The 23,571-nt window shown below is 62.2% G+C and carries 19 protein-coding genes and 1 tRNA gene; 10 read left to right on the top strand and 10 right to left on the bottom strand.

The window, feature by feature from the left end; translation table 11 throughout:
* Positions 1 to 74 precede the first annotated feature (74 nt).
* From BLS13_RS11315 to BLS13_RS11305, 3 genes are all read right to left on the bottom strand, one after another.
* Positions 75 to 563: a heme-degrading domain-containing protein gene (locus tag BLS13_RS11315; RefSeq protein ID WP_093452170.1), complete on the bottom strand. Its 489-nt coding sequence runs from the start codon at positions 561 to 563 to the stop codon at positions 75 to 77.
* Entirely contained in the window at positions 556 to 1,668 is a 1,113-nt protein-coding gene (locus BLS13_RS11310) for a Gfo/Idh/MocA family protein (protein WP_093452169.1), read from the bottom strand. Before BLS13_RS11310 ends, BLS13_RS11315 begins: the two co-directional genes overlap by 8 nt.
* 72 nt (positions 1,669 to 1,740) lie before the next feature.
* Positions 1,741 to 2,646 (bottom strand): TolB family protein, encoded by a 906-nt coding sequence (locus BLS13_RS11305; RefSeq protein ID WP_093452168.1) that lies wholly within the window; start codon positions 2,644 to 2,646, stop codon positions 1,741 to 1,743.
* A gap of 203 nt (positions 2,647 to 2,849) precedes the next feature.
* Here BLS13_RS11305 and BLS13_RS11300 point away from each other — a divergent pair, with 203 nt between their 5' ends.
* The 5 genes from BLS13_RS11300 to BLS13_RS11280 all read left to right on the top strand — a co-directional run bounded on the left by BLS13_RS11300 (position 2,850) and on the right by BLS13_RS11280 (position 8,609).
* Positions 2,850 to 3,629, top strand: a complete 780-nt coding sequence (locus BLS13_RS11300; RefSeq protein ID WP_093452166.1) for an IclR family transcriptional regulator — start codon at positions 2,850 to 2,852, stop codon at positions 3,627 to 3,629.
* Positions 3,630 to 3,840: 211 nt separating this feature from the next.
* Positions 3,841 to 5,124, top strand: a complete 1,284-nt coding sequence (locus BLS13_RS21165) for a TetR/AcrR family transcriptional regulator (protein WP_093452165.1) — start codon at positions 3,841 to 3,843, stop codon at positions 5,122 to 5,124.
* A 79-nt stretch (positions 5,125 to 5,203) separates the two neighbouring features.
* Positions 5,204 to 6,883 carry an N-acyl-D-amino-acid deacylase family protein gene (locus tag BLS13_RS11290; RefSeq protein WP_093452163.1) on the top strand — a complete coding sequence of 560 codons (1,680 nt, stop codon included), beginning with the start codon at positions 5,204 to 5,206 and terminating at the stop codon, positions 6,881 to 6,883.
* A gap of 44 nt (positions 6,884 to 6,927) precedes the next feature.
* Positions 6,928 to 7,419, top strand: coding sequence for a nuclear transport factor 2 family protein (locus BLS13_RS11285; protein WP_176943549.1), 492 nt, complete (start codon positions 6,928 to 6,930; stop codon positions 7,417 to 7,419).
* A gap of 50 nt (positions 7,420 to 7,469) precedes the next feature.
* On the top strand, positions 7,470 to 8,609 hold the full coding sequence (locus tag BLS13_RS11280; RefSeq protein ID WP_093452160.1) for a phytanoyl-CoA dioxygenase family protein: 1,140 nt from the start codon (positions 7,470 to 7,472) through the stop codon (positions 8,607 to 8,609).
* A 222-nt stretch (positions 8,610 to 8,831) separates the two neighbouring features.
* Here the strand turns inward: BLS13_RS11280 and BLS13_RS11275 are convergent.
* Positions 8,832 to 8,922, bottom strand: a tRNA-Ser gene (locus BLS13_RS11275).
* A gap of 77 nt (positions 8,923 to 8,999) precedes the next feature.
* Between BLS13_RS11275 and BLS13_RS11270 the strand changes: the two genes are divergently transcribed.
* Positions 9,000 to 9,890: a peptidylprolyl isomerase gene (locus tag BLS13_RS11270; protein ID WP_093452159.1), complete on the top strand. Its 891-nt coding sequence runs from the start codon at positions 9,000 to 9,002 to the stop codon at positions 9,888 to 9,890.
* A 2-nt stretch (positions 9,891 to 9,892) separates the two neighbouring features.
* Here BLS13_RS11270 and BLS13_RS20695 read toward each other — a convergent pair whose 3' ends face one another.
* The 3 genes from BLS13_RS20695 to groES form a co-directional block, all read right to left on the bottom strand.
* Entirely contained in the window at positions 9,893 to 10,036 is a 144-nt protein-coding gene (locus BLS13_RS20695) for a hypothetical protein (protein ID WP_176943548.1), read from the bottom strand.
* A gap of 120 nt (positions 10,037 to 10,156) precedes the next feature.
* Complete coding sequence (gene groL, locus BLS13_RS11265; protein ID WP_093452157.1) at positions 10,157 to 11,806, bottom strand: chaperonin GroEL; 1,650 nt, start codon at positions 11,804 to 11,806, stop codon at positions 10,157 to 10,159.
* Between the two features lie 73 nt (positions 11,807 to 11,879).
* Positions 11,880 to 12,167 carry a co-chaperone GroES gene (groES, locus tag BLS13_RS11260; protein ID WP_037524518.1) on the bottom strand — a complete coding sequence of 96 codons (288 nt, stop codon included), beginning with the start codon at positions 12,165 to 12,167 and terminating at the stop codon, positions 11,880 to 11,882.
* Positions 12,168 to 12,400: 233 nt separating this feature from the next.
* On the opposite strand from groES, the gene lnt reads away from it, so the two are divergent.
* The gene (gene lnt / locus BLS13_RS11255) at positions 12,401 to 14,062 is read left to right on the top strand and encodes an apolipoprotein N-acyltransferase (protein WP_256325829.1); all 1,662 of its coding nucleotides are present in this window, start codon (positions 12,401 to 12,403) and stop codon (positions 14,060 to 14,062) included.
* Positions 14,063 to 14,146: 84 nt separating this feature from the next.
* On the top strand, positions 14,147 to 15,349 hold the full coding sequence (gene metK / locus BLS13_RS11250) for a methionine adenosyltransferase (RefSeq protein ID WP_093452153.1): 1,203 nt from the start codon (positions 14,147 to 14,149) through the stop codon (positions 15,347 to 15,349).
* Between the two features lie 33 nt (positions 15,350 to 15,382).
* Here the strand turns inward: metK and BLS13_RS11245 are convergent, their stop codons facing one another.
* The 3 genes from BLS13_RS11245 to BLS13_RS11235 form a co-directional block, all read right to left on the bottom strand.
* Complete coding sequence (locus BLS13_RS11245; protein WP_218123269.1) at positions 15,383 to 15,784, bottom strand: type II toxin-antitoxin system VapC family toxin; 402 nt, start codon at positions 15,782 to 15,784, stop codon at positions 15,383 to 15,385.
* Complete coding sequence (locus BLS13_RS11240) at positions 15,781 to 16,020, bottom strand: type II toxin-antitoxin system VapB family antitoxin (RefSeq protein WP_093452151.1); 240 nt, start codon at positions 16,018 to 16,020, stop codon at positions 15,781 to 15,783. Before BLS13_RS11240 ends, BLS13_RS11245 begins: the two co-directional genes overlap by 4 nt.
* A 65-nt stretch (positions 16,021 to 16,085) precedes the next feature.
* A complete protein-coding gene (locus tag BLS13_RS11235; RefSeq protein ID WP_093452149.1) occupies positions 16,086 to 18,182 on the bottom strand; it encodes a catalase in 2,097 nt (698 codons plus the stop codon).
* Positions 18,183 to 18,314: 132 nt separating this feature from the next.
* Between BLS13_RS11235 and BLS13_RS11230 the strand changes: the two genes are divergently transcribed.
* Both BLS13_RS11230 and BLS13_RS11225 read left to right on the top strand, forming a co-directional pair.
* Entirely contained in the window at positions 18,315 to 18,995 is a 681-nt protein-coding gene (locus tag BLS13_RS11230) for a tRNA (guanine(46)-N(7))-methyltransferase TrmB (protein ID WP_093452303.1), read from the top strand.
* 477 nt (positions 18,996 to 19,472) lie between these two features.
* Entirely contained in the window at positions 19,473 to 23,564 is a 4,092-nt protein-coding gene (locus BLS13_RS11225) for an SIR2 family protein (RefSeq protein ID WP_176943547.1), read from the top strand.
* Positions 23,565 to 23,571 lie beyond the last annotated feature (7 nt).

Genomic DNA, 23,571 nt, shown 5'->3' with positions numbered 1-23,571 from the left:
CGCATGAACAAGGCATTCGCGAGCGCAGGGATCCGGATCGGGAAACGCGATCCGGCGAACGGATGGTGGGGAGTTCATGCGGATGCCTCGCCCTGATGCGCCTTCAGCGCTGCCAGCGCCTCGATGACGATCCCATGGTCCTCCTCCTGCGCCAGCCCGCTGATCGCTGCGGCGCCGATGACGCCCGTACCGATCAGGCGGATGGGAACCGCACCTCCGGCGGGCGCATAGGTCGCACGATTGAGGCCGAACCGCTCGAACAGGCCATCGCCCGCCCGGAACATCAGGTTGAGCGCGTAGCTCGACCGCTCGAAACGCATGGCAATGGCGATCTTGCGGTCGACCCAGGCCAGATTATCCTGCGTCGCGCCCGGCATCACGACGCTGAACAATCGTGTTCCCGCGCGCCGTATCTCGATCGCCACAGGCGCGTGGCGCGCGGCGGCATGATCGCGCAACCGGCACCCCAGCCACCATGCGTCATCGGCATCGAAACGCCGCAGGAGCAGCGCCTGCTCCGCGCGGTCGATCTCCTCCGGGGTCGGCTCGCCCTGCTCAACCATCCAGCGTCACCCAGCCGGCACCGTCAGCGCTGCTTGCCACCGCGCGCTCGACGAAGCGCATACTGCGAACGCCCGCTTCTATGCCCGGCAGCATGTTGTCGATCAGCTCCGGCTTGCCCGCGCAGGCCTCGGCAAAATCGCGGTAGAGGATCGCGAACGGCGCGATCAGGCCATTACCGATGCCGCGCGGCACCGGCGTGGGCGCCAGCAGCCCCGCTGACGCCGGCGTCAGCAGACTGGTGTCACCGCCGCGCACCAGCCGCAGCATATCGGCCTGATCGAAATGCCAGTGCAGCGCTCCGCGATCGCCATAGACCTGGAACGACAGCGCATTGCGCTCGCCAAAGGCGATCTGCGACGCGATCAATGCACCCCGTCCGCCGCCCCCGAAGCGCAGCAGGACGGTACAATCATCGTCCAGCAGCCGCTCGTCGCCCTGACTCCCGAGGTCCGCGCATATCGCCGTCACCGGCGTGCCGGTGACATATTCGGCCAGGTTGAAGGCATGGGTTCCGATGTCGGACACGCATCCCCCGACACCGGCCTGCGCCGGGTCCGTCCGCCAGCTGCGCACAGCATCCGGTCGCGCGGGACCGGCCAGCGTGCCCTGCGCGTAGGTGACGATGGTCTTGCGCACCGCGCCGATCTCTCCGGCGGCGATGCGCGCCCGCGCCTCCCGCACCATCGGATAGGCACTGTAGGTGAAGGTCAGCGCATAGCGGCTATCGCCTTTTGCCAGTGCATCGCGCAACAGCAGCACCTCCGCCAGCGTCGCGGTCGCAGGTTTGTCCGATATGATATCCACTCCCGCCGCAATTGCCTGTAGCGCAACAGGCAGATGGAGATGGTTCGGCGTGGCGATCGCCACCATATCGATGCCGTCCGCGCGTGCGCTCTCTGCGGCAAACAACGCTTCGGCCGTTGGGTAGCAGCGGTCGGGCGCGATACCATATCCTCTTGCGGCCTCGAGCGACTTGTCCCGGTTCCCGCTGAAGACGCCCGCGACCAGATCGATCCCGGCAATCTGCGCGCCCAGCCGGTGAATGCCCCCGATGAAGGAACCCGGCCCGCCGCCGACCATGGCCAATCTCCGCCTGACGATCATCCTGCATCCTTTCGCAGACGACGGGTTGGTCCCGCGCGCCTCTGATTAACGTGTCCCCGGCAGTACCCGACGTCAGCAAGCCTCGACGTCGGGATAAGCGACATAGGCCAGCCGTCGCGAGTCCGGGGACCAGCTGTTGACATTGATCGTGCCCTGCCCGCCGCTCAGCGTGACCAGCGTGCGGGCGTCGCCGCCCGACGCATCCATCAGCCGGATCTGAACGGGCATGTCGGGCGGGTGCCCCTGCGTCCCAGGCGGGAAGCTGAGGAAGGCGATATGTGCACCGTCGGGCGAGACGTGCGGGAACCAGTCGACGGAGGGGCTATCGGTCATCCGGGCGAGCCCGCTACCGTCGGGACGGATGCGAAACAGGCGGGCATGGCCGGCAACGCTCGCGCCGACCTCTCCATTGAACCAGATCCATTCGCCGTCAGGCGTCCATTCCGGTCCGTCGAGCGGCACGCGTCCACTGAGGAGAACTGTGCCCGTCCCGCCCGTCGACGGCACCAGCCGAATGCCGCACCCTTCTTCCGGGTCGCCATAGTCGATCGTCGTGCAGGCGAGCGTTGCGCCGTCTGGCGACACGCCATGCAGGTAATAGCGAACGCTTCCCGGCGGGGTCAGCCGAACCGGCGTGCCGCCCACGACGGGGACCGAATAGACGCCGCCCTCCGCCGACAGAAACAACGTGGTGCCATCCGGCGAGATCAGATGATCGTTGTTCGCGCTTTCCATGCCGTCGATATCGATCCACGCCAATCGCGCGGCTCCGTCCACAGGCAGGATCGCGATACGCCCTCCGCCATTGACGCACAGCCCCGCGCCATCGGGCGTCCAGTTGGGCGCTTCCAGCATATGATTGGCCTGATATATCAGCCGATTTTCGCCGCTATCGATATCAAAGATCCTGACCTGTGCGCACGTTCCCGCACGCAGCGGGCGCAACGCGCCGCCCGGACTGTGCCCGGCGACGATCATCGGGCGCTCCCGCCTGCTCTTCGCAATTTCGATTGCCTCTTATTTGGTATCTTGCCCGCCATCATAGGCACGAATATTGTACACAGGCCAATTGATTTCTCAATAGCCAAACTGAAGAGCGACGGTGCGCTTCGGTCACGCCGCTTGACTGCGCACTGCCAGTAAGCAAGCAAGGCCGCGGATTATCAGGAGAGCCCAACGTCATGGAACAAAAGGCCGAACGTCGCCGCGGCATCCAGTCGGTTGAGATCGGCTTGCGGGTGCTCGACGCGCTGGTCGGCCTGGGCAAAGCTTCCCCCCTCAGCGCCATCGCGCAGGCGAGCGGGCTGCCCGCGTCGCAGGCACATCGTTACCTCGCCAGCCTGATCGTCGCAGGCATGGCGCGACAGGACGCGGCGAGCGGCCGTTACGATGTCGGGCCCGCCGCGCTCCGCCTCGGGCTGGGCGCGCTTGCCCGCATCGACGCCGTCCAGATTACCGATGCCGCCATCACCGCCTATTCGGAACGTACGGGTCGCACCGTCCAGATCGCGGCGCTCGGGCCGCTGGGGCCCACCATCATCCGATGGTCCGTCGGTCGCCCACCCGTGATGACCTCGTTCAACATCGGATCGGTGCTGCCGTTGCTGACCTCGGCGACCGGCCAGATCTTTCTCAGCTATGCCTCTGCCAACGAGATTGAACCTCTCCTCGACGCGGAGCTGGCGGCCAGCGGGCAGACGCGGGAGGAAGTTGAGGCGATCCGCAGGCGGGTTCTCGCCGAGGGCATGGCGGGGGTCGAGGGGACGATGGTCCCCGGCTTGCGCGCAGTCGCTTTTCCGATCTTCGACTTGCAAGGCAGGGCAATTCTGTCGGCAACCGCGCTATCGACGGGCAGCGCGATGCTCCCACACGAACAGGCGTCGACGGCCGAACTGGGCAGAACCTGCCGGCTGATCAGCCTGCAATTGGGATATGCCGGCAATGTGCACGGTGATGATTAGAGGACTTTGAAAAATTAGGGTTTCACAGAAGAATTGATTGACAATTTCCCCTATCGATATCGCGCGCTGCCCCCTCCAAATTCGCCCGGAATTGCGCCTATCTCCACGTCCAGTCAAATATTTGACTTCAAACTAACTGCCCGGCAGTCTGCGGACTGCAATCTGGATAGACACCCGGCCCGCTGGGCTGAATGCGAACAGGGAAACCATCATGCCTGAAAAGGCGCTCGGCCTGCACCAGATCTCCGATCCGCCCGCCAGGGGAATCCGCCGCTCTGAAATCCTGGAAACGGCCGCACGGATGTTCGCAATCTCCGGCACGCGGACGTCGCTGAAAGACATCGGCAATGAATGCGGAATTCTTCCCGGCAGTCTCTATCACCATTTCGAATCCAAGGAAGCGATCGTCATCGAGTTGATCCGTCGCTATCAGGCCGATCTCGACCGCGTGGCAGCGGACGCACTCGAAGAACAGCGGACCGCAATTCCGGCACCGCTCCGCGAACGGGTGATACGGTTCGGACAAGCCATCGCGGGATGCGCGGTGCGCCACCCCGCCGCCTTGCTGATGACCTTGTACGAACCGCCGACGGGTGCCAGCGACGAATTGCGGCAGTTGGTCGGGCAGACGCCGACCGCCATTCACGACGCGATGCTGGCAATTCTGCGGTCGGATTATGATGGCCGCGGCAGCGTCCGCGCGGGTGTCGACCCCGCCATGCTCGGCGACCGCCTTTGCGAAAGCATGTTGCGCCATGGCGTCGCCGACTTCCATCTCGGTCCCGAGGCGCAGGATCTGCCGGACCTTCGCTGCCGCATCCTGCTCGACGGGCTGGCGACAAACCCGACTGACACTGCCGCCCTCGACACCTCACCGGCCGTTCGCGCCGTGGCGGAGGCAGCCGCCCTTTGGCACGACGGAGAACAGGATAACGAACGCAGGGCCCACTTGCTGCAGGTCGCGCGACATGAGTTCGCCCGACGCGGATATGGGGTGACAACCCTGCGTGACATAGCCGCCGCATCGGGGATCAGCGCGGGCACTGCCTATCGCGTGTTCCCGTCGAAGGAAAATCTGCTGAATGTGATCATCGACAACTTTGAGACCCAGCGCAACGCGGCATGGGACGCCGTTCTCCATTCGCCATCGACTCCGCTGGAAAAGCTCGATGCCCTGCTCGGCCTCCACGTCAGGCTGCAAGAGCGGTTCAGCGATGAAATCCGTATTCAGTTCCGGTTCGTCCTCGAAACGCCGCTGGGCGCGCGGCGCATCGCGGCACCATCACGATTGCACGACCTGGAACGTCTGCTCGAAGCGGGGGTGAATTCGGGGGAGATCCGACGTCAGGACCTGCCAATCGGTCTCTACGCGCGGTGTGTCTATGAAGCGTTCTGGACGTCGGAAGGCCTGCTGCGTCAGGCTGGACCGGAAAGAGCTCGGGAGCTCGCTCGCAATACCGTGCTCGCCGGGGGGCTAGACCGCGAATTTTCTTGAACCAAATATTTGACCCGATATACGCCGATGAAAGCAGCCGAACCCGAAATGGCTGTCTTGCGCATTTGGGAGATCGATAATGGCCTATGATCTGGTCGTGCGTAACGGCACGCTCATCGACGGGTCGGGTGCCCCCAGACAAACGGCCGATGTCGCGATTACGGGCGGTCGTATCGTCGCGACAGGCAAGATCGACGAACGGGGGCGCGAGGAAATCGACGCTGAGGGCCACATCGTTGCGCCGGGCTTCGTCGACGCGCACACGCACATGGATGCGCAGGTCTTCTGGGATGAACTGGGGTCCACGTCCTGCTTTCATGGCGTCACCACCGCCGTAATGGGCAATTGCGGTTTCACCCTTGCTCCTTCCCGGCCGGGCGAAACCGCACTGGTGGTCCGAAATCTTGAACGCGCCGAAGATATTTCGGCCGCAGCCATGGCGCAGGGGATCGACTGGACGTGGTCGACATTTGCCGAATATCTCGACGCCGTCGAGGCCCAGCGCAAGGGCATCAACTATGCCGGTTCCATCGGCCATTCGGCGCTGCGCACCTGGGCCATGGGCGATCGCGCCTTCAGTGAGACTGCCACGGCCGAAGAAATCGATGTCATGGCTACCGAACTGCGCTCGGCGCTCGCCGCCGGGGCCGTGGGTTTCTCCACCTCGCGCCAGATCACGCACCTGACGGGCGACGACAGGCCCGTCGCCTCGCGGCAAGCATCATGGGACGAAGTGGTCACCCTGGTGGGGATCATGTCGCGCGAGAGCAATGGCTGTTTCCAGCTGGCGCCGGAAACGCATCATTACGACCCTGACGGCATGGCCGATTACGAGCGGCGCCTTCGCGAGCTGACGCTGTCGACCGGCGTTACCGTGTCATATGGCGTGATCGGCGGCAAGAACACGCAATTCATCGACGAGACCGTGGCGCTCGGCGGCAGCATGTACGGCTTCACCCATTGCCGCGGCGTCTCGGAAGTTCAATCGTTCCGCACCAGTCTTCGCTTCGATATCATCCCGGAATGGAAAGAGGTACGCGGCAAGCCGCTCGAGGAACAGCGACGGCTCCTGCAAGATCCCGAGGTTCGCGCGCGGCTGGTTCATGCCGCGCACCACGGCGACTACGGCAATTCGCGCGGGGATTCATCGAAACCCAAATATGACAAGCTGCAGGTGATGCGTTCGGCCTATCTGCCAAATCCTTCCGTGCAGGATCTTGCCGGCCAACGCGGAGTCGATCCCGTGGAGCTGATGATCGACCTCGCGCTCGAACAGGACTTCGACGTCTTTTTCCAGCAGTTCTTCAGCCCCGAAACCGACGAACAGATGATAGCGCTGCTGCGCAATCCCAACACCGCGATGACATTCTCGGATTCGGGCGCTCATGTGGGATCGATCATTGATTCATCGATCCAGTCGCACCTGCTTGCCTATTGGGTGCGCGAGCGCGGGCTGCTCACGCTCGAAGAGGCGATCCAGATGATGACGAGCCGCCCGGCCCGAATCTGGAAGCTGAACGACCGCGGCCTGCTTCGCGAAGGCTTTGCCGCCGACATCACGATCTTCGATCCCGAGACAGTCGCACCCTGCCTGCCAAGCGTCGCCTACGATCTTCCCGGCGGTGCGCGTCGGCTGTTTCAGAAGGCGCAAGGGTATAAGGCGACGATCGTCAACGGCCAGGTCTTCATGCGGGACGGCGAGCCGACTGAGGCCCGCGCAGGCCGATTGCTTCGCGCGGCCCCCGGCACAAGACATTGACCATGCCATTGCCCGACATCGTGCAACAAACCGGGAGACGCAAATTGGACGACGAGCTGCTCGCGCGCATCGAAAGACTTGAGGCGATCAACGAGATTCGAAACCTCATGGCGGACTACACCCACTATTTCGATACGGGCTGGGAGGGCGCGGGCAAAGACGCGGCCAAAGTCGGCGCGGTGTTTACTGAGGATGCGGTCTGGGGCGGCGATTCAGGCAGGCAGAAGGGACGCGGCAGGATCGAGGGCTGGTGCGCGAAGTACGGGCACACCGCGCAGATGAGCCTGCACATCGCCATGAATCCCAAAATCGAAGTCGATGGCGACACGGCCAGCGGTTCGTGGAGCGGGCTGATTCCGCTGGTCACGCCCGATGGCGAGGCGCTCTGGGTGGGCGGCCGGTACGAATGCGATTTGGTGCGGACCACATCAGGCTGGAAATTCTCACGAATGAACTTCCTGACGGCGTTCCAGACGCCTTACGATGAAGGATTCGCGCGGACGCGCTTCGTCAAACCGGCTTCGTACAAGGAATAGAGCGACTGGGTCGCCTTGTGGCACGAAGATGAGGTCAGAGAGGACAAGCGATGGCGACTGTAGATGATCGGCAGACCCAGGGCACGGCGCTGACAGCCTACTTCCGGGAAGGGGAAGAGCGCGCTCGCAATCTCGACAATCGCGGCCCCATTCGGTTGACCGAGCAAGGCAAACTGGCGCCTGAAATCCTGGATTCGTATAAAGAACACGGCTTCTATATTTTGGAAAATGTGTTCGACGATGCCGAACTGGCCGAAATAAGGGCCGAGTTTGAAGGCATCGTCGATCACCTGCCGACTAGCCCGACTTCGTCGATCGACAAGCACGGTCGCCCGGCGCTGGGCCTGGGACTTCCCCAATCGCCCTTCCACTGGTCGAAACCGCTCGGCGATCCGTTCGGCGGGGCCAACGGCATGGCACGAGCGCCGGTCAAGATGATCGAAGGCAGACCAGCAGCAGAGCAACCCCGGGAAGTCGTCTTCATCATCCGCGGGCCGCTCCAGTTATCGGATGCCGCACTCAGAGCTTACGCGCATCCGGGACTGCTGGCCGTTACCGAGGCCATCAATGGCGAGGATTTCGTTCCGTTCAGCGAAGGATATGTGGTCAAACAACCGGGTGCGGGAGCAGCCTTCGCCTGGCATCAGGACGGTATGACCCATTGGGACCATCCCGAATGGGATCCGCAAATCCACGGCTTCAACTTCATGATCCAGCTTTACGGATCGACCGCCGCCAACGGCGTATGGTTTGTCCCGGGAAGCCACCGCCGCGGAAAGCTGGATATTCACGATCTCGTGACCACCGCAGGTGGGAACCTGCTACCCGATGCCGTTCCGTTCGTCTGCAACCCCGGCGATGTCGCGATCAGCAACCGCCAGATCCTGCACGGTTCCTTCGCCAACACATCCGGCGACCTGCGCGTATCGCTCAATTTCGGATTCCACCGGCGCAGCGCGATCATCGGGTTCCAGGGGAAAGGCCAGCAAGGGAATATCATCTACGACGCAGATTTAGTTCGCAAACGGTCGGAACTGATCGGTTACGCGATCGACGCGCGCCGCCAGCACTTCCCTGTCGAGAAGCCCTTCGTTTACCAGCCATATGCGCAAAGTGCCGAGTTGTTTCACTGGAACGATGCCGCGCGTGCCGATATCAGCGCCTATTACATGCGCGACCTGAATATATGAATGCTGGCCTGTCCCGCAAAGGCCCGACACCTTCAGCACCAACCCATGCCGACGCCAACGCACAGCGTAGCCAGACCATATTTGCTGCCGATTATCTCAAGTCGATGGACAACTATCTTTGCGAGGTGCGCAATCCCTCGACAACCCGTTCGGCCCGAGGTTGTTACCCATGTTCTTAGGTACGGTCTGTTACCTATGTGTCCGGACTGGACACAAGGCATGTGGCGGAGCGGGAGGGATTCGAACCCTCGATACGCTTTTGACGTATACTCACTTTCCAGGCGAGCGCCTTCGACCACTCGGCCACCGCTCCGCACTTTCGCTGGAAGGCAGCCCCCTATCGTGTCGTCGCGGCTTCCGCAAGCATAGTCGGCATGGCATGTTGGGAAGATGAAACACGCCCTCTCCTTGTTATGCCGCACTCTCCCGCTGGTTGCGATCGCGGCAGGCGTGCCATCCTCTCCCAAGCCCGCCACACCTTCCGAAATCGTCGCGGCAGCGCCCAGCGAGGCCTGGCGGGCGATCCCGGCGGATCAGTTGCTGATGATCGACCTCGATACCGGCCAACGGGTGACAATCGCGCTCGCGCCGGATTTTGCGCCGGTCCATATCGCCAATATCCGGATACTGGCGCAGCAGCGATGGTATGACGGCACCACGATCAACCGGGTGCACGACAATTACGTCACCCAATGGGGCGATGCGACCGAGAAGAAGCCGCTGCCGGCCGGGATCATCGCACAGCCGCCGGCCGAATATGATCGCGACAGCAAGGGGGTGCGGTTTCGCCCGCTCGGCTACCGCGATGCCTATGCCCCTGAAGCCGGGCATGTCGATGGCTGGCCCGCGGCGCGCGATGGCGCGCTGACATGGCTGGTGCATTGCTACGGCATGGTCGGCGTCGGGCGCGGGCTGGCGCCGGACACAGGCACCGGTGCCGAACTATATGCGGTGAGCGGGCACGCGCCGCGGCACCTCGATCGCAACATGGCGGTCGTGGGGCGCGTCCTGGGCGGCATGGAAGCGCTGACCGCTTTGCCCCGCGGCACGGAACAACTGGGATTCTACAAGGAAGGCGCTCCACGCCCCCAGATTGTCCACGCAAGACTTGCCAGCGACCTGCCGAAAGATCAGCAGCCGACGTGGCAAATCCTGCGCACCGATACACCGACCTTTACCGCCTGGGTGACGGCACGCGCCAACCGCAAGGACGACTTCTTCATCAGGCCGGCCGGATCGGTGGACATATGCAACGCAACACCACCGGTACGCACGAATTGATATCAGTGGGTATGGCGACCGCGCAGCGCGTCTTCGATTGCCACGAACAGGATGGTGACCATGAACGCTCCGGCTGAGGCCAGAACAACGCCCAGATAGGCTTTTTCGACGACCGACATGATGATCTCCTCATTTATGAAGGTCATCTTTCCGCCGATCGCATCGCCGATCGTTGATCCAGATCAATTCGAACCACCGCAAATGCAAAAAGGCCCGGGAATTGCTCCCGGGCCTTCCTGTTTCGCTTGGAACGGTTGGGGTAGGACTTAGAAGTCCATGCCGCCCATGCCGCCCATGCCGCCCGGCATGCCGCCGCCGCCCATCGCAGGCTTGTCTTCGACAACGTCGGAGACAGCTGCTTCGGTGGTGATCAGCAGGCCGGCAACCGAAGCTGCATCCTGCAGCGCGGTGCGGACAACCTTGGTCGGGTCGATCACGCCGGCGGTCACCAGGTTCTCGAACACGTCGGTCTGCGCGTTGAAGCCGAGCGTCGGATCGTTGCCGTCGAGCAGCTTGCCCGAAATCACCGCACCGTCATGACCGGCATTCTGCGCGATCTGGCGGACCGGCGCGTAGAGCGCCTTGCGGACGATATCGATGCCGCGGGTCTGATCGTCATTGGCACCCTTGAGGCCTTCGAGCGCGCGCGTTGCATAAAGAAGCGCCGTGCCACCACCGGGGACGATGCCTTCTTCGACAGCCGCGCGGGTTGCATGGAGCGCGTCGTCGACGCGATCCTTGCGCTCCTTGACCTCGACTTCGGTCGAACCACCGACCTTGATGACCGCAACGCCGCCGGCGAGCTTGGCAAGGCGCTCCTGGAGCTTTTCCTTGTCATAATCGCTGGTGGTGTTCTCGATCTGGCGACGGATCGCTTCGACGCGGCCCTTGATCGAATCGGCATCACCGGCGCCATCGACGATGGTGGTGTTGTCCTTGTCGATCGTGACGCGCTTGGCGGTGCCGAGCATGCCGACGGTGACGTTCTCGAGCTTGATGCCGAGATCTTCCGAGATCATCTCGCCCTTGGTCAGGATCGCGATGTCCTCGAGCATGGCCTTGCGGCGATCGCCGAAGCCCGGCGCCTTGACGGCTGCGACCTTGAGGCCGCCGCGCAGCTTGTTGACGACGAGCGTGGCCAGGGCCTCACCCTCGATGTCTTCCGCGATGATCAGCAGCGGACGGCCCGACTGGACGACCGCTTCGAGGATCGGCAGCATCGCCTGCAGGTTGCTGAGCTTCTTCTCGTGGATCAGGATGTACGGATCGGCGAGTTCGACCGACATCTTCTCCGGGTTCGTCACGAAGTACGGCGACAGATAGCCGCGATCGAACTGCATGCCTTCGACGACATCGAGTTCGAATTCGAGGCCCTTGGCCTCCTCGACGGTGATCACGCCTTCCTTGCCGACCTTTTCCATCGCTTCGGCGATCTTCTCGCCGACGACGGTGTCGCCATTGGCCGAGATGATGCCGACCTGCGCAACTTCATGCGAACCGGCAACCGGCTTCGAACGGGCCTTGAGGTCCTCGACGACCTTGACGACGGCGAGATCGATGCCGCGCTTCAGATCCATCGGGTTCATGCCGGCCGCAACCGACTTCATGCCTTCGCGCACGATCGCCTGGGCGAGCACGGTCGCGGTGGTGGTGCCATCACCGGCGATGTCGTTCGTCTTCGAAGCGACTTCGCGCAGCATCTGCGCGCCCATATTCTCGAACTTGTCCTTGAGTTCGATTTCCTTGGCGACGGTAACGCCGTCCTTGGTGATGCGCGGCGCACCGAACGACTTGTCGATCACGACGTTGCGGCCCTTGGGGCCGAGGGTCACCTTCACCGCATCGGCGAGGATGTCGACGCCGCGCAGAATGCGCTCACGGGCGTCACGCGAAAACTTGACGTCTTTCGCTGCCATGTTCCTAATTCCTTCTCAAATTCGTTGCCGGCGGATCGCCGGGATCAAAAAGCAGTCTCGAAATCGCAGGCGTTCAGCCGACGATCCCCAAGATGTCGCTTTCCTTCATGATCAGCAGGTCTTCACCGTTGATCTTGACCTCGGTGCCGGACCATTTGCCGAACAGGATCTTGTCGCCAGCCTTGACATCGAGCGGCGTGATCTTGCCGTCATCGCTCTTCAAACCCGAACCGGCCGCCACGACCTCGCCCTCCTGGGGCTTTTCCTTGGCGCTGTCGGGAATGATGATGCCGCCGGCCGTCTTTTGCTCGGCCTCGACGCGGCGAACAAGCACGCGATCGTGGAGTGGACGGAAACCCATGCTTCACCCTTTCCTTATCTGCGCGAACGGGTGGGCATCATGCCCGCCATCGCCCGTGCATCGATGGAGATAGAACTTTTAGCACTCACCGGTGACGAGTGCTAGCGGCGATATGTGTGACCGGTTGTTGGCTGTCAAGAATGGCCTTCGCGCTTTTTTGTTACAGGCAATCGATCACATGGCCTTCCCGGCCACCCGGTTTCGGCGATATGGGTGCGCCGCCCGATGATTCAATGCCGTCCCAACCGTTTGCCGATACGGAGCCCCGCCTGAAAATCCTGCTGATCGCACTCGTGCTGGGAATGATCTCGGCGCTCGGTTTCGCCCCGCTGAACCTGTGGGGGCTGACGTTGCTCAGCATGGCCGGGCTGATGTGGCTGGTGCTGCGCGCTGCACGTCTGCGGCGGGCAGCGGCGATCGGCTACTGGTTCGGCATGGGCCATTTCACGATCGGGCTGAACTGGATCGCCACCGCCTTCTATTATCAGGATGCGATGCCGCACTGGCTCGGCTGGATCGCGGTGGTGGCGCTGGCCTTCTACGTTGCCGTGTTCCCGATGGCCGCGACCGCAATGGCATGGTGGCTGTCCGCCAAACGGTCTCCCAAAGCCGCGGCAGATCAGGGGGCATCCCCTCCCCGTGCGTCACGCCTTCCTCTCCATCGCATCTGGCGGTCATCCTTGCCTTCGCAGGGGGGATTTTCGCGGCATCATTATGCGTTCATTCCGATCTTCGCCGCGAGCTGGATCCTCACCGAATATCTGCGCGCCCTGCTGTTCACCGGCTTTTCGTGGAACCCGCTGGCCGCGATCATGATTTCGGCGCGAACCGGCGAGCCGCTCTATATCGGGCTCACCCGGCTGATCGGCACGTATGGCATGTCGGGGGTGATGATCCTGCTGTCCGGCGTGGTGCTGATAGCGACGATCCCCGCACCTCGCAAAAAAGCCTGGACGCGACTCGGCGCCGCGATCATTGCCGCCATCGGCGCGCAATTCGCATCGCACGCGCTGCTCGGATCCTTGCCAACCACATCAAGGCCGCGCGTCCTGGTGGTCCAGCCCAATGTCGGCCAGTCCGAAAAATGGGACAAGGATCTCGAAGCGCGCAACAATGCCCGGATCGAGGCGCTGACTGGGCGGCCCGGCCCGATGCCCCGCATGATCCTGTGGCCGGAAGCCGCCACCGCCGACTATCTCGAGATAGAAACCGCCGCGCGCGAGCGGATCGCGCGCGTGCTCGGCCCCGGCGACATCATCCTGACCGGCGCCGACTCGCTCGAATATGGGCGCGACGAGCGGCTGGTCGGCGCGCATAACAGCCTGTTCGCGATGAATGCGCGCGGGCAATTGCTCGGCCGCTATGACAAGGCTCATCTTGTCCCTTATGGCGAATATCTGCCGATGCGCCCGATCCTGTCCGCTATCGGGTTGTCGCGACTCGCACCGGGCGACATCGATTTCTGGTTCGGCCCCGGCCCGCGCACGATGGTGCTGCCCGGCTTCGGCAAGGTGGGCATCCAGATTTGCTATGAAATGATCTTCTCGGGCCAGGTCATCGATCGCGATCATCGCCCGGATTTCCTGTTCAACCCGTCCAACGATGCCTGGTTCGGGCCATGGGGCCCGCCCCAGCACCTCGCCCAGGCGCGGCTGCGCGCGGCGGAGGAGGCGATGCCGATCATCCGGTCGACGTCTAACGGCATATCCGCGGTGATCGATGCCAATGGGCGGCTGCTCGATACGATCCCGTGGCACAAGGCCGGCGTGATCGACACCAAATTGCCCGCAACGCAGCCGCCAACCCCGTTTTCGCGCTTCGGCAACCTGCTGCCGATGCTGTTCGCGCTGCTGCTGTTTGCGACAGGATTTGCGATCCGGCGAAAAGCGCGCTAAAGGCGATATAAGGAAGTCTTTATATCTTTATATCTAAAAGCCGCCTACTCAATGATGACAGACACTGGAAGGATCCGTCCCACGATGCGCAGCAATTTCCTCTTCACGTCCGAAAGCGTTTCTGAAGGACATCCCGACAAGGTTGCCGATCAGATTTCCGATGCGGTCGTCGACCTGTTCCTGTCCAAGGACCCGTTCGCGCGCGTCGCCTGCGAAACGCTGACGACCACCAACCGGGTGGTGCTGGCCGGCGAAATCCGCTGCAAGGGCGTTTATGAGGAAGCGACCGGCTGGGCGCCGGGCGCGCTCGACGAGATCGAGGCCGCTGTCCGCGCGACCGTGAAGCGGATCGGCTATGAGCAGGCCGGCTTCCACTGGAAGACCTTCGAATTCTCCAACTATCTGCACGGCCAGTCGGCCCATATCGCCCAGGGCGTCGACGAAAGCGGCAACAAGGACGAAGGTGCTGGCGATCAGGGCATCATGTTCGGCTATGCGACCGATGAGACGCCCGATCTGATGCCGGCCACGCTTTATTATTCGCACAAGATTCTCGAGCGGATGGCCGCCGACCGCCACTCGGGCGCCGCGCCGTTCCTCGAGCCCGACGCCAAGAGCCAGGTCACCTTGGAATATGAAAATGAGGTGCCGGTGCGCGCAACCGCGCTGGTCGTCTCGACCCAGCATTCGCCCGAGTTCAGCAACGATGCCGGCCAGGCGAAGCTGCGCGAATATGTGAAGGGCATTTTCGAAGAAATCCTGCCCAAGGGCTGGCTGCCCGGCGACGAGGCGATCTTCGTCAACCCGACCGGCCTGTTCGAAATCGGCGGCCCGGATGGCGACGCCGGCGTCACCGGCCGCAAGATCATCGTCGACACCTACGGCGGTGCGTCCCCGCATGGCGGCGGCGCGTTCAGCGGCAAGGATCCGACCAAGGTCGATCGCTCGGCGGCCTATATCTCGCGCTACATGGCGAAGAACATCGTCGCCGCCGGGCTCGCCCGCCGCGTGACGATCCAGCTCAGCTATGCGATCGGCGTCGCCGAGCCACTGTCGCTCTATGTCGACACCCACGGCACCGGCACCGTGCCGGAAGCCGCGATCGAGGCGGCGCTGCCCAAGCTGGTGCGCCTGACCCCGAAGGGCATCCGCACCCATCTTGGCCTCAACAAGCCGATCTACCAGAAGACCGCCGCCTACGGCCATTTCGGCCGCACGCCCGAGGGCGACTTCTTCCCGTGGGAGAAGACCGATCTGGTCGACGCGCTGAAGGCTGCTCTGGCCTGAAAGCATATAAGGGGCGAGCGATGCTCGCCCCTTTCACATCGCCTGGGATATATCCGTTCGGATGAAGTCGTCGCCCTTGAATAGCAGATCGGCGCCGATCGCCTTGGTGCAGCCATAGGCGAAGCAATCGCCCATATTGAGCGCTGCCGGGTGGCGCCCTTTGCCGAAATGCTCGAAAGCTGCCAGCGCAGCTTCCGTTTCCGCTTGCCCGATCACCATCAATTCTATGCCAGTCAAACCCAGGAAGTCCGCGACCATCGCGCGTGTTTCGTCGATGCTATAACTGAGCTTTCGGGCTACCGCGGCGACGGTTTCGAATACGGCCATACCCGACGTACAGCGCCGGCCAGCAGCTTGCAGCCGATCGGCTAGCGCCTCCCAGCCCGGTTCTTGGGTCATCAATGCGACCAGAGCCGATGCGTCGACAAAGATCATAGATCGCCCGACAAATCATCAAAGAACGCCTTGTCCGCGACGAGTCCCGTCTTCGGTCGGCGCAACACCTCTTCCTGAAAAGCTGCAATCCGTTCGCGGAGAGGAATCGCAGTGGCATCCCGCTCCAGTTCATGCTGAACGGCCAACCGAACCGCCTCCGTCAGTCCAACCCCGCGCTTGCGCGCCAGTTCTCTGACGAGAGTATCTGTCTCGATATCCCGCACGTGAAATGCCATCACAGCCTCCGCTATCCAGCTAGCCAAAATAGGATAGCCGGATAGCGGATTGCGCGGAAGCGATTTTACGCCAGCGTGCGAACGTTCAGCTCGCGTGCCCAGAAGCGCTTCTTCGCCGCCTCGACAAACGCCGCGCCGAGATCGGTCACGCCCGCATCGGGCTCGACGCCAGCCTTGTCGAGCAACGGCCTGGCCGCCGCGCTCGCACCGATCGCCTTCAGATGGCCGAATGCGTCCATCGCGAACTGCACCGCCGCCGCTTCCTTCAGCAGAGCCTTGCACCCCACTTCCGACAGGATGATCGCGACTGCGTCGAAGATCTGCGATGGCGATCCGGCCAATTGGCCGTCGGCCTTCATCACCGAACCGTCGGCGAGTTTGGCACCGCCCACTTTGGGTGCGACGATCACCGGCTTGCCGCCCGCTTTCTTCACCGCGGCCACCACCGCCTTGATCTCGGCGCCGTCGGATCCGTCGGCGATCAGGATGCCGACCGCGCGGCCTTCGAGCGTGTCCTTCATGTTCGCCTGGATCGACAAGGCCGGGCTCGGGTCCATCGCGAACGGCTCGCGCGCCGCCGGGGCCTTCTTCGGCAGCTCGATGCCGAGGCCGCCCGCGACCCGCTTCGCCAGATCCTCGTCGACATTGCGCAGGTTCGCCAGCATTCGCGGCGGCACCTGCTCCAGCCCGACCTTCGACAGTTCGAAGGTGAAGGAGGAAGCGACATGCGCGCGCTCATTGTCGGTCAGCGAGGTCCAGAACAGCCGCGCCTGGCTGTAATGATCGGCGAACAGCTCGGCCCTGATCCGCAGCTTGCCGCCCTGCTCATCCGCTTCGGCGCGGCCCTCCACGGTCGTGAAGCCGGTCGCCGGGCATTCGCGCGGCCCGCCATCCTCGCCATGCTCGGCCAGACTGTTGGGCTCGTAATTGGCGCGCCCCTTCGGGACGGCCATCTGCATCTGGCCATCGCGCTGGAAATTCATGAACGGGCATTTCGGCGCATTGATCGGAATCTGGTGGAAGTTCGCCGTCCCGAGCCGCGATTTCTGCGTGTCGAGATAGCTGAACAGCCGCCCCTGCAGCAGCGGATCGTTCGAGAAATCGACGCCGGGCACGATGTTCGCGGGGCAAAACGCGACCTGCTCGGTCTCGGCGAAGAAATTGTCGACGTTGCGGTCGAGCACCATCCGCCCAACGATCCGCACCGGCAGCACTTCCTCCGGAATGATCTTGGTCGGATCGAGCACGTCATAGGGCAGCGCATCGGCGAACGCCTGGTCGAACAGTTGCAGGCCCAGTTCCCACTCGGGGAAATTGCCGGTGTCGATCGCCTCGAACAGGTCCCGCCGATGATAATCATTGTCGGCCGCCTGCAGCTTCAGCGCCTCGTCCCACAATGTGGATTGCACGCCGAGCTTGGGCTTCCAGTGGAATTTGCAGAAGGTCACCCCGCCCTTCGCATCGACGAGCTGAAAGGTATGGATACCGAAGCCTTCGATCGTCCGCAGCGAGCGCGGGATCGTGCGATCGGACATCGCCCACATCAGCATATGGGTGGTTTCCGGCATCAGCGACGCCCAATCCCAGAACGTATCGTGCGCGCTGCCGGCCTGCGGGTAAGCGCGATCGGCCTCCATCTTCACGGCGTGGACCAGATCGGGGAATTTGATCGCATCCTGGATAAAGAAGACCGGGATGTTATTGCCAACCAGATCCCAATTGCCCTCCTGCGTATAGAATTTGACCGCGAAACCGCGCACATCGCGCGGCGTGTCGACCGATCCGGCGCCGCCGGCGACAGTCGAGAAGCGCACGAATACCGGCGTTTTTTCACCGGGGCGCTGAAACAGATCGGCCTTGGTGATGTCAGCCAGCGATTCATAGACCTCGAAAAACCCGTGCGCCGCCGAACCGCGCGCGTGGACGATCCGTTCCGGAATGCGCTCATGATCGAAATGGAAGATCTTCTCGCGCAGCACAAAGTCCTCGAGCAGCGTCGGCCCGCGCGCGCCGGACTTGAGGCTGTTCTGATTATCAGAAACGCGAATGCCCTGATTGGTGGTAAGGTGGCCGCTGCCCTCATGAGGGCCCTTGGCCGGAACCTGCTGGTGCGTTTCGCCGCCATTGCCGCGCGTCGTCTCGAAATCGGAATTGGTCGCCATGCTATCCTCCGCTCGTTGAGCCACCCCAACGCGCAGGCAATCGGCAGGTTCGATGAATTAAGACGATCAGGGTAATCGATCCTGTGCTGCGGCGCTGGCATTTGCGCGGCAAGCTGCTCTATGGGCACCGCCATGAACGATCCCACGACCATCCGCCGGCTCTACGGCCGCCGCCAGGGCCACAAATTGCGGCAGGGCCAGGCCGAACTTGTCGAGCAGCTATTGCCCGAACTGTCAGTCCCCGAAACCGGCGCGGTGACTGCCGAACTGCTGTTCGGCAACGATCGGCCGCTGGAGTTCGAGATCGGCTTCGGCAAGGGCGAGCATATGGCCGGCCAGGCGCTGATGCGGCCCGATCATGGCTTTATCGGCTGCGAACCGTTTCTCGACGGCGTGGTCGGCGCGCTGATGAAGGTCGAAGAGCAGGTGATCGATAATATCCGTCTGCATATGGGCGATGCGCTCGACGTGCTCGAACGGCTGCCCGATGCCTCGCTCGACCGCGCCTATCTGCTTCATCCCGATCCCTGGCCGAAGGCGCGCCACGCCAAGCGCCGCTTCATGAACGCCGGCCCGATCGCGATGATCGCGCAGAAGATGAAACCCGGCGGCGAATTCCGCTTCGGCACCGATCACCCCGTCTATGTGCGGTGGGCGATGATGGTGATGGGCCAGTCACCGGATTTCGAATGGCTCGGCGAACATCCCCGCGACTTTCTGGTGCGCCCCGACGACTGGCCCGAAACGCGCTACGAAGCCAAGGCGCGCGCGCAGGGTCATGAAGTCTGGTACTTCCGATACCGGCGACGCTGAAAGCCCTTACCACTCTTCCCGAGCGGAATGCCCCGCAATCTGGGCCACGCCCAGACGATAGGACTTTTGTGCCCTGATCTCGAACTGACGACAGACTTGTTGGCCCCGCTCGTCAGGCCGGACAAGTTGGGGGCGATTGGCTTCCTTGGTGCCCCGCACGCATACAGACGGGCGCAGGTTCGCCCGCGCGGACCCAGGCCAAATCCCGAGCTACTTATGCGTTCCTCCGAGCGAACATGCTGACGATCGCCACAAAGCGACGGAACATGCACAGGGAAGATCCGTGGAGATCTCCGATCTCACAGCCAAAACGGTCCTGTTCATGTCTTTTCAGATGTACATCTATGCAGAATGAGATATTTTTATTGATAATCACCGCCTTCTTCCTTCATGTTGCGCCGATTCGACTTTTCGGTAAAGTATGTTTTCGTTTTCAAGCAAAACGAGATCCCGAATGCGCGGCCGGGGGGAGCAACCTTGCGAAGTAATCTCAAGCAGCATTATTTGGATGACGCAAAGTTAGCCCAGCTTACCTGGCTCGAATTCGCGCGCGCAATGCGAACACACCGGGTGATCGCCTTCGTTGGCAGCATGGCGACGGAGGCACTGGGGTACGGGTCGTGGAACGATCTGCTGACCGCCTTCATAGCCGCCGCCAGGGATGTCGTCGGCGAACTTCAGCTCGCAGATGATCCGTCCGCCGCCGCAGATCTCGAGAGCGACCGTAAATGGGCCGTTCAGAAGATCGACGACATCGCGAACGAAGGTATCAACGATACCGTCAAGATGAGCCTGATCGAAGAGGTATTGGAAAGTGCCCGGATTCGACGCTGGCGGATCGGGCAAGAGCATTTCGACTGGCCACTCGACACTGTTCAGACACCGCTACAAGTGCTCGCCCAGCGGTTCGCTGTCAGATTTCGTGGGCCGACGGCGCTCGCCACCGCCGCTCCGGTGGGCCATTCCGCCGGCATGGACGTCCCGCGCATTCTGTTCGACGATCTTGACATCGGCCGCTTCGCCACGACGAACTACGACTTCGAGATTGAGCGCAAGACGTTCTTGCGCGATCATCCGGTACAGACCGACGGGGTTGTGGAATCGCCTTTCGCTCAACTTTCGAAGCTGCGCAAAGGCATCGACGCCGCCCACGGATCCGAAATATTCAGTTGGGATCTGGGAAGTGGACGGCTCCGCCGTGTCCTTGCGCATGGCAAGGCTGCCGAAAGCGATCTGCTGAATCGCGAGCGCATCGATCGGCTGATCGAGTTCGCCATCGGCACCGATGATGTCGACACCCATGTGATGCACATGCACGGGCGCGCTTGCGACTGGGACAGCATGATCGTCACGCGGCGCGACTATGACGAATTATACCGCCGGAGCGATTTGAACCGGCTTCCGTTCGAATTCGCCAAACGCCTGATGACGGGCGGAAACCCGATCCTTTTCGTCGGCCTGGGCATGAATGAGGATGAGCTGAATCGGGAACTGGAAGAATTCATCAGCAACAAGCCCTACCACCGTGCCGCGCCGGCCTTTCTGCTGTGGAGCGCAATCCCCGACGCGCTGGATGAAAAACAACGGCATATCAAACGACTGGACTGGTTGCACCGTTTGGGCGTGCTGACGATCTTCGACACAGATCTGGGCAGCGAGGAGATTCGGCTCGCCTTTGAAGACGCCACCAGAAAGCGCGAGATCGCAAGAAAGAAAGGCACAAAAAAGGGCATTCCCGTAAAAGGGCCGTACATTTCGCGCCCACAGCAACTGTACGCGCTCGCGCTCGGTGCATCGACACTCGCCAAGCGGCTCAAACATCCATTGCGGGAAGACCATTGTGGCGGCGCCTGGCGCGAAACGAAGCCGATCATAACGGCGGCGGACAAAACCCATCCGCAATTGAAGAAACTGTGGGCGACCTATCGGCCAACGCGCGCAAAACGCCCCCCGCAGCCGCCCGAAGATCTTGTTGACGCCGCGCGCAAGGAGCGCATGCTCTGCGTGCTTGGATCTTCCGGGGCCGGCAAAGGCTTTATCGCCACGGGGCTGGCGGAAAGCCTGTCGGATTGCTCCTGCCTCCTTATCAACGGTGGCTTCAGTTTCGACACCGACTCCATGCTCAATGGCATCGCGCATTTCCTGAGCAACTTCCTGGCCAAGCGAAATGCTGCGGGCGAAAGCCGCAGCCGGTTTTTCGGCAGGCTTCGCCAAGCGTGCAAGAACGCGGAAGGTCCGGTCGTCCATATCATCCTCAACGGATCCGAGCGCTTCTTTTCCATAACCGGCCGCCCCTTGAGCGCCGAACTGGACGAACTGATGCGCATGCAGATACCCAATATTCGGTGGGTGCTTTTCGGGACGGAACGGATAAGAAGCTATGCGCTGAACAGGCTCGGCGCGCGAGAATGGCGGCTGCGCATCTCGCATGACGATGTTTCCGACTTTCAGAAGCAAAATCCCGATTACGCCCTGCCGAGGCTGCCGTTTCGGCAAATGCGTTTTATCGCCGAAGGTCTGGCGCAGAGCCTGATCGCGCAACGCGATCCCAGGCACCTCTCGTCGATTTCATCGGGCGACTGGCGCAACCTTATGGCCGAAATTCAATCGGTAGATGCTCTGGCGGCAAGCCATATCAGCGGCAATACGCAGAATCTGCGCGAGGCATTTTACGATTGGGCGCTGGACAACGACGTGCTCGCCGCGGCGTTCGGGGTGGATCTGGAGGATCGCCGCGGCCGCGAAACCGTCAAGCTCGCGCAAGAAATACTGCGCGTGTTGGCGTTTATCGGACTGCCCGTGGAAGCCGACGTCCTCGCGCGAACGCCGCTGCTGAAAGGCAGAAGGGCGCTAAAAGACGCCATTCGAAAACTGGTGGAGATTGGCTTCGTCATTCGGCTCGCGGGATTCCCGTACAAGCGTCGGCCCGAATACCGCTACGCCCTGCACAGGTCATTGCTTGCCGAACTGCGCTATCGTTTTGGAATCCCGCTTACCGAGGCGAAACTCTCGACCGCGTTCAACATGTCGCTGTACGTCGCGCAACCCATCGATGGCTTCATTCCTGAGCCCGACATTCACGACGAACTTGGCGAGTTGATGGATCGTCTGATGGGATCCTATCGCGAGGCCGACGGTGACACGCTGCAGCGCGTGGCAGAACGATATGAGCTTGACCGCGATCAGTTGTCCGAATGGCTAAAGCAAGCCGGCGCCGCCGCGCAGGCATGCGCCAATCTCGATGAGGAAAACGAGCAGCTTCGGATTCACCGGCTTTGCCGCACGGAAAGCGTCCAGTGCCTGCGTGCCTCGCTAGCCGTAATCCGAGGATATTACTCGACAACGGGGATACTGACGCTCGATACCGGAGATCGACTCGTGCGGCAGGACCGCGACGGGATCCTGCTCGAACATGCCGAACGGCTCGACCGGTTGATCGATGCCTATGCGAAAACGAGTCTCGCTCGCGAATATTTGAAAGCGAAATTCAATCGGACATTCGAATCGGATAGTCGGTTCGATGAGATCTACGGCACCGGCGAGCCATTTTACGCGGACGAGCTGGTCTGGCTTCACAACGAACGCGGCGTCGTGTGTCTCGCAATGGGCGACCTTTACGAAGCCGATGCTTCGTTCGAGCGTGCGATGCACGTCAATCGAAAGTATGTGGAATATGATCACCGCGCCCACAACTGGCGGCGCATTCGCCTCAACCAGCTGACCGTGGCGATCGAAATGGGCGATATCGGGCTGACCCGGCGCCTTGCGGAAGAAATCATTTCAGTTTCCGAGGTACCGCTGCCAGCAGAAGAGGGATTGTTACCGCAGGAGGCCGAACTCGCGATTGCAATCGCTAGGGGGCATTTGGGTTGGTGCAGCCACTTGCAGGGCGAATATGACCGCGCGGAGATTCAATATCGCGATGCAATAACGGCGTTGGTCGATCTCGAGGAGGTGCGCGCTCAGGCCTACTTCCTCAGGCTCCGGGTTAACGCGTTCAACCGCTCCAAGCCCGGAGAGGACAATCATCTCGAGATTGAGAAGGCGCTCGATCTCGCGCAATCGACGCGGCAAATGGATCTTGTCTATCGCTTCCAGGTAAGCTTGGCCGACGCCTATTTTTTTAGCCCCAACAGCCAGGACGGCGGGCGTCAACACCCGGGGAATCGACGCCAGCGCGCCCATCGCCTTCTCGAAGAAGCGATGCAATACGCACTGCAAACTGATATTCACCGGGTCCGATGCGAAGCAGCGATGACGATCGCACGGATCCGCTACGTCAGCGGAGATTATGAAGGCGCGCTGCGGTTTGCCACCGATGCGCTGATGGTCGCCACGCGATATGGCATGGAGTTGCGCAAGATCACGCTGCGCGCCGATATCGCGCGCATCATGGCCGCGCGCGGCGATCCCGTCACCGCCCAGAAACTGGCGCTCACCGCCGTCAACGCCGCATCGCGCCAGCGCTTCCAAACGGCGATCGACCGGGCGGAGCGGGTCTTGCTGGATATTCCCAGCCTGTCGGCCGCGATCCGCTCGTCCGACAGCTCGGGCAGGCGAAAGTTCTGACCCCGTC

Source organism: Sphingomonas sp. YR710, from assembly GCF_900101455.1.
Classification (GTDB): domain Bacteria; phylum Pseudomonadota; class Alphaproteobacteria; order Sphingomonadales; family Sphingomonadaceae; genus Rhizorhabdus.
Note: the sequence above shows the minus strand (reverse complement) of the source record. Positions and strands in the feature narration are given on the sequence as shown.

Bases quoted from the DNA above. Each gene is read 5' to 3' on its own strand.
- BLS13_RS11315 (WP_093452170.1), bottom strand. From the start codon at position 563: ATGGTTGAGCAGGGCGAGCCGACCCCGGAGGAGATCGACCGCGCGGAG.
- BLS13_RS11310 (WP_093452169.1), bottom strand. From the start codon at position 1,668: ATGATCGTCAGGCGGAGATTGGCCATGGTCGGCGGCGGGCCGGGTTCC.
- BLS13_RS11305 (WP_093452168.1), bottom strand. From the start codon at position 2,646: ATGATCGTCGCCGGGCACAGTCCGGGCGGCGCGTTGCGCCCGCTGCGT.
- BLS13_RS11300 (WP_093452166.1), top strand. From the start codon at position 2,850: ATGGAACAAAAGGCCGAACGTCGCCGCGGCATCCAGTCGGTTGAGATC.
- BLS13_RS21165 (WP_093452165.1), top strand. From the start codon at position 3,841: ATGCCTGAAAAGGCGCTCGGCCTGCACCAGATCTCCGATCCGCCCGCC.
- BLS13_RS11290 (WP_093452163.1), top strand. From the start codon at position 5,204: ATGGCCTATGATCTGGTCGTGCGTAACGGCACGCTCATCGACGGGTCG.
- BLS13_RS11280 (WP_093452160.1), top strand. From the start codon at position 7,470: ATGGCGACTGTAGATGATCGGCAGACCCAGGGCACGGCGCTGACAGCC.
- BLS13_RS11270 (WP_093452159.1), top strand. From the start codon at position 9,000: ATGAAACACGCCCTCTCCTTGTTATGCCGCACTCTCCCGCTGGTTGCG.
- BLS13_RS20695 (WP_176943548.1), bottom strand. From the start codon at position 10,036: ATGACCTTCATAAATGAGGAGATCATCATGTCGGTCGTCGAAAAAGCC.
- groL (WP_093452157.1), bottom strand. From the start codon at position 11,806: ATGGCAGCGAAAGACGTCAAGTTTTCGCGTGACGCCCGTGAGCGCATT.
- groES (WP_037524518.1), bottom strand. From the start codon at position 12,167: ATGGGTTTCCGTCCACTCCACGATCGCGTGCTTGTTCGCCGCGTCGAG.
- lnt (WP_256325829.1), top strand. From the start codon at position 12,401: ATGCCGTCCCAACCGTTTGCCGATACGGAGCCCCGCCTGAAAATCCTG.
- metK (WP_093452153.1), top strand. From the start codon at position 14,147: ATGCGCAGCAATTTCCTCTTCACGTCCGAAAGCGTTTCTGAAGGACAT.
- BLS13_RS11245 (WP_218123269.1), bottom strand. From the start codon at position 15,784: ATGATCTTTGTCGACGCATCGGCTCTGGTCGCATTGATGACCCAAGAA.
- BLS13_RS11240 (WP_093452151.1), bottom strand. From the start codon at position 16,020: ATGGCATTTCACGTGCGGGATATCGAGACAGATACTCTCGTCAGAGAA.
- BLS13_RS11235 (WP_093452149.1), bottom strand. From the start codon at position 18,182: ATGGCGACCAATTCCGATTTCGAGACGACGCGCGGCAATGGCGGCGAA.
- BLS13_RS11230 (WP_093452303.1), top strand. From the start codon at position 18,315: ATGAACGATCCCACGACCATCCGCCGGCTCTACGGCCGCCGCCAGGGC.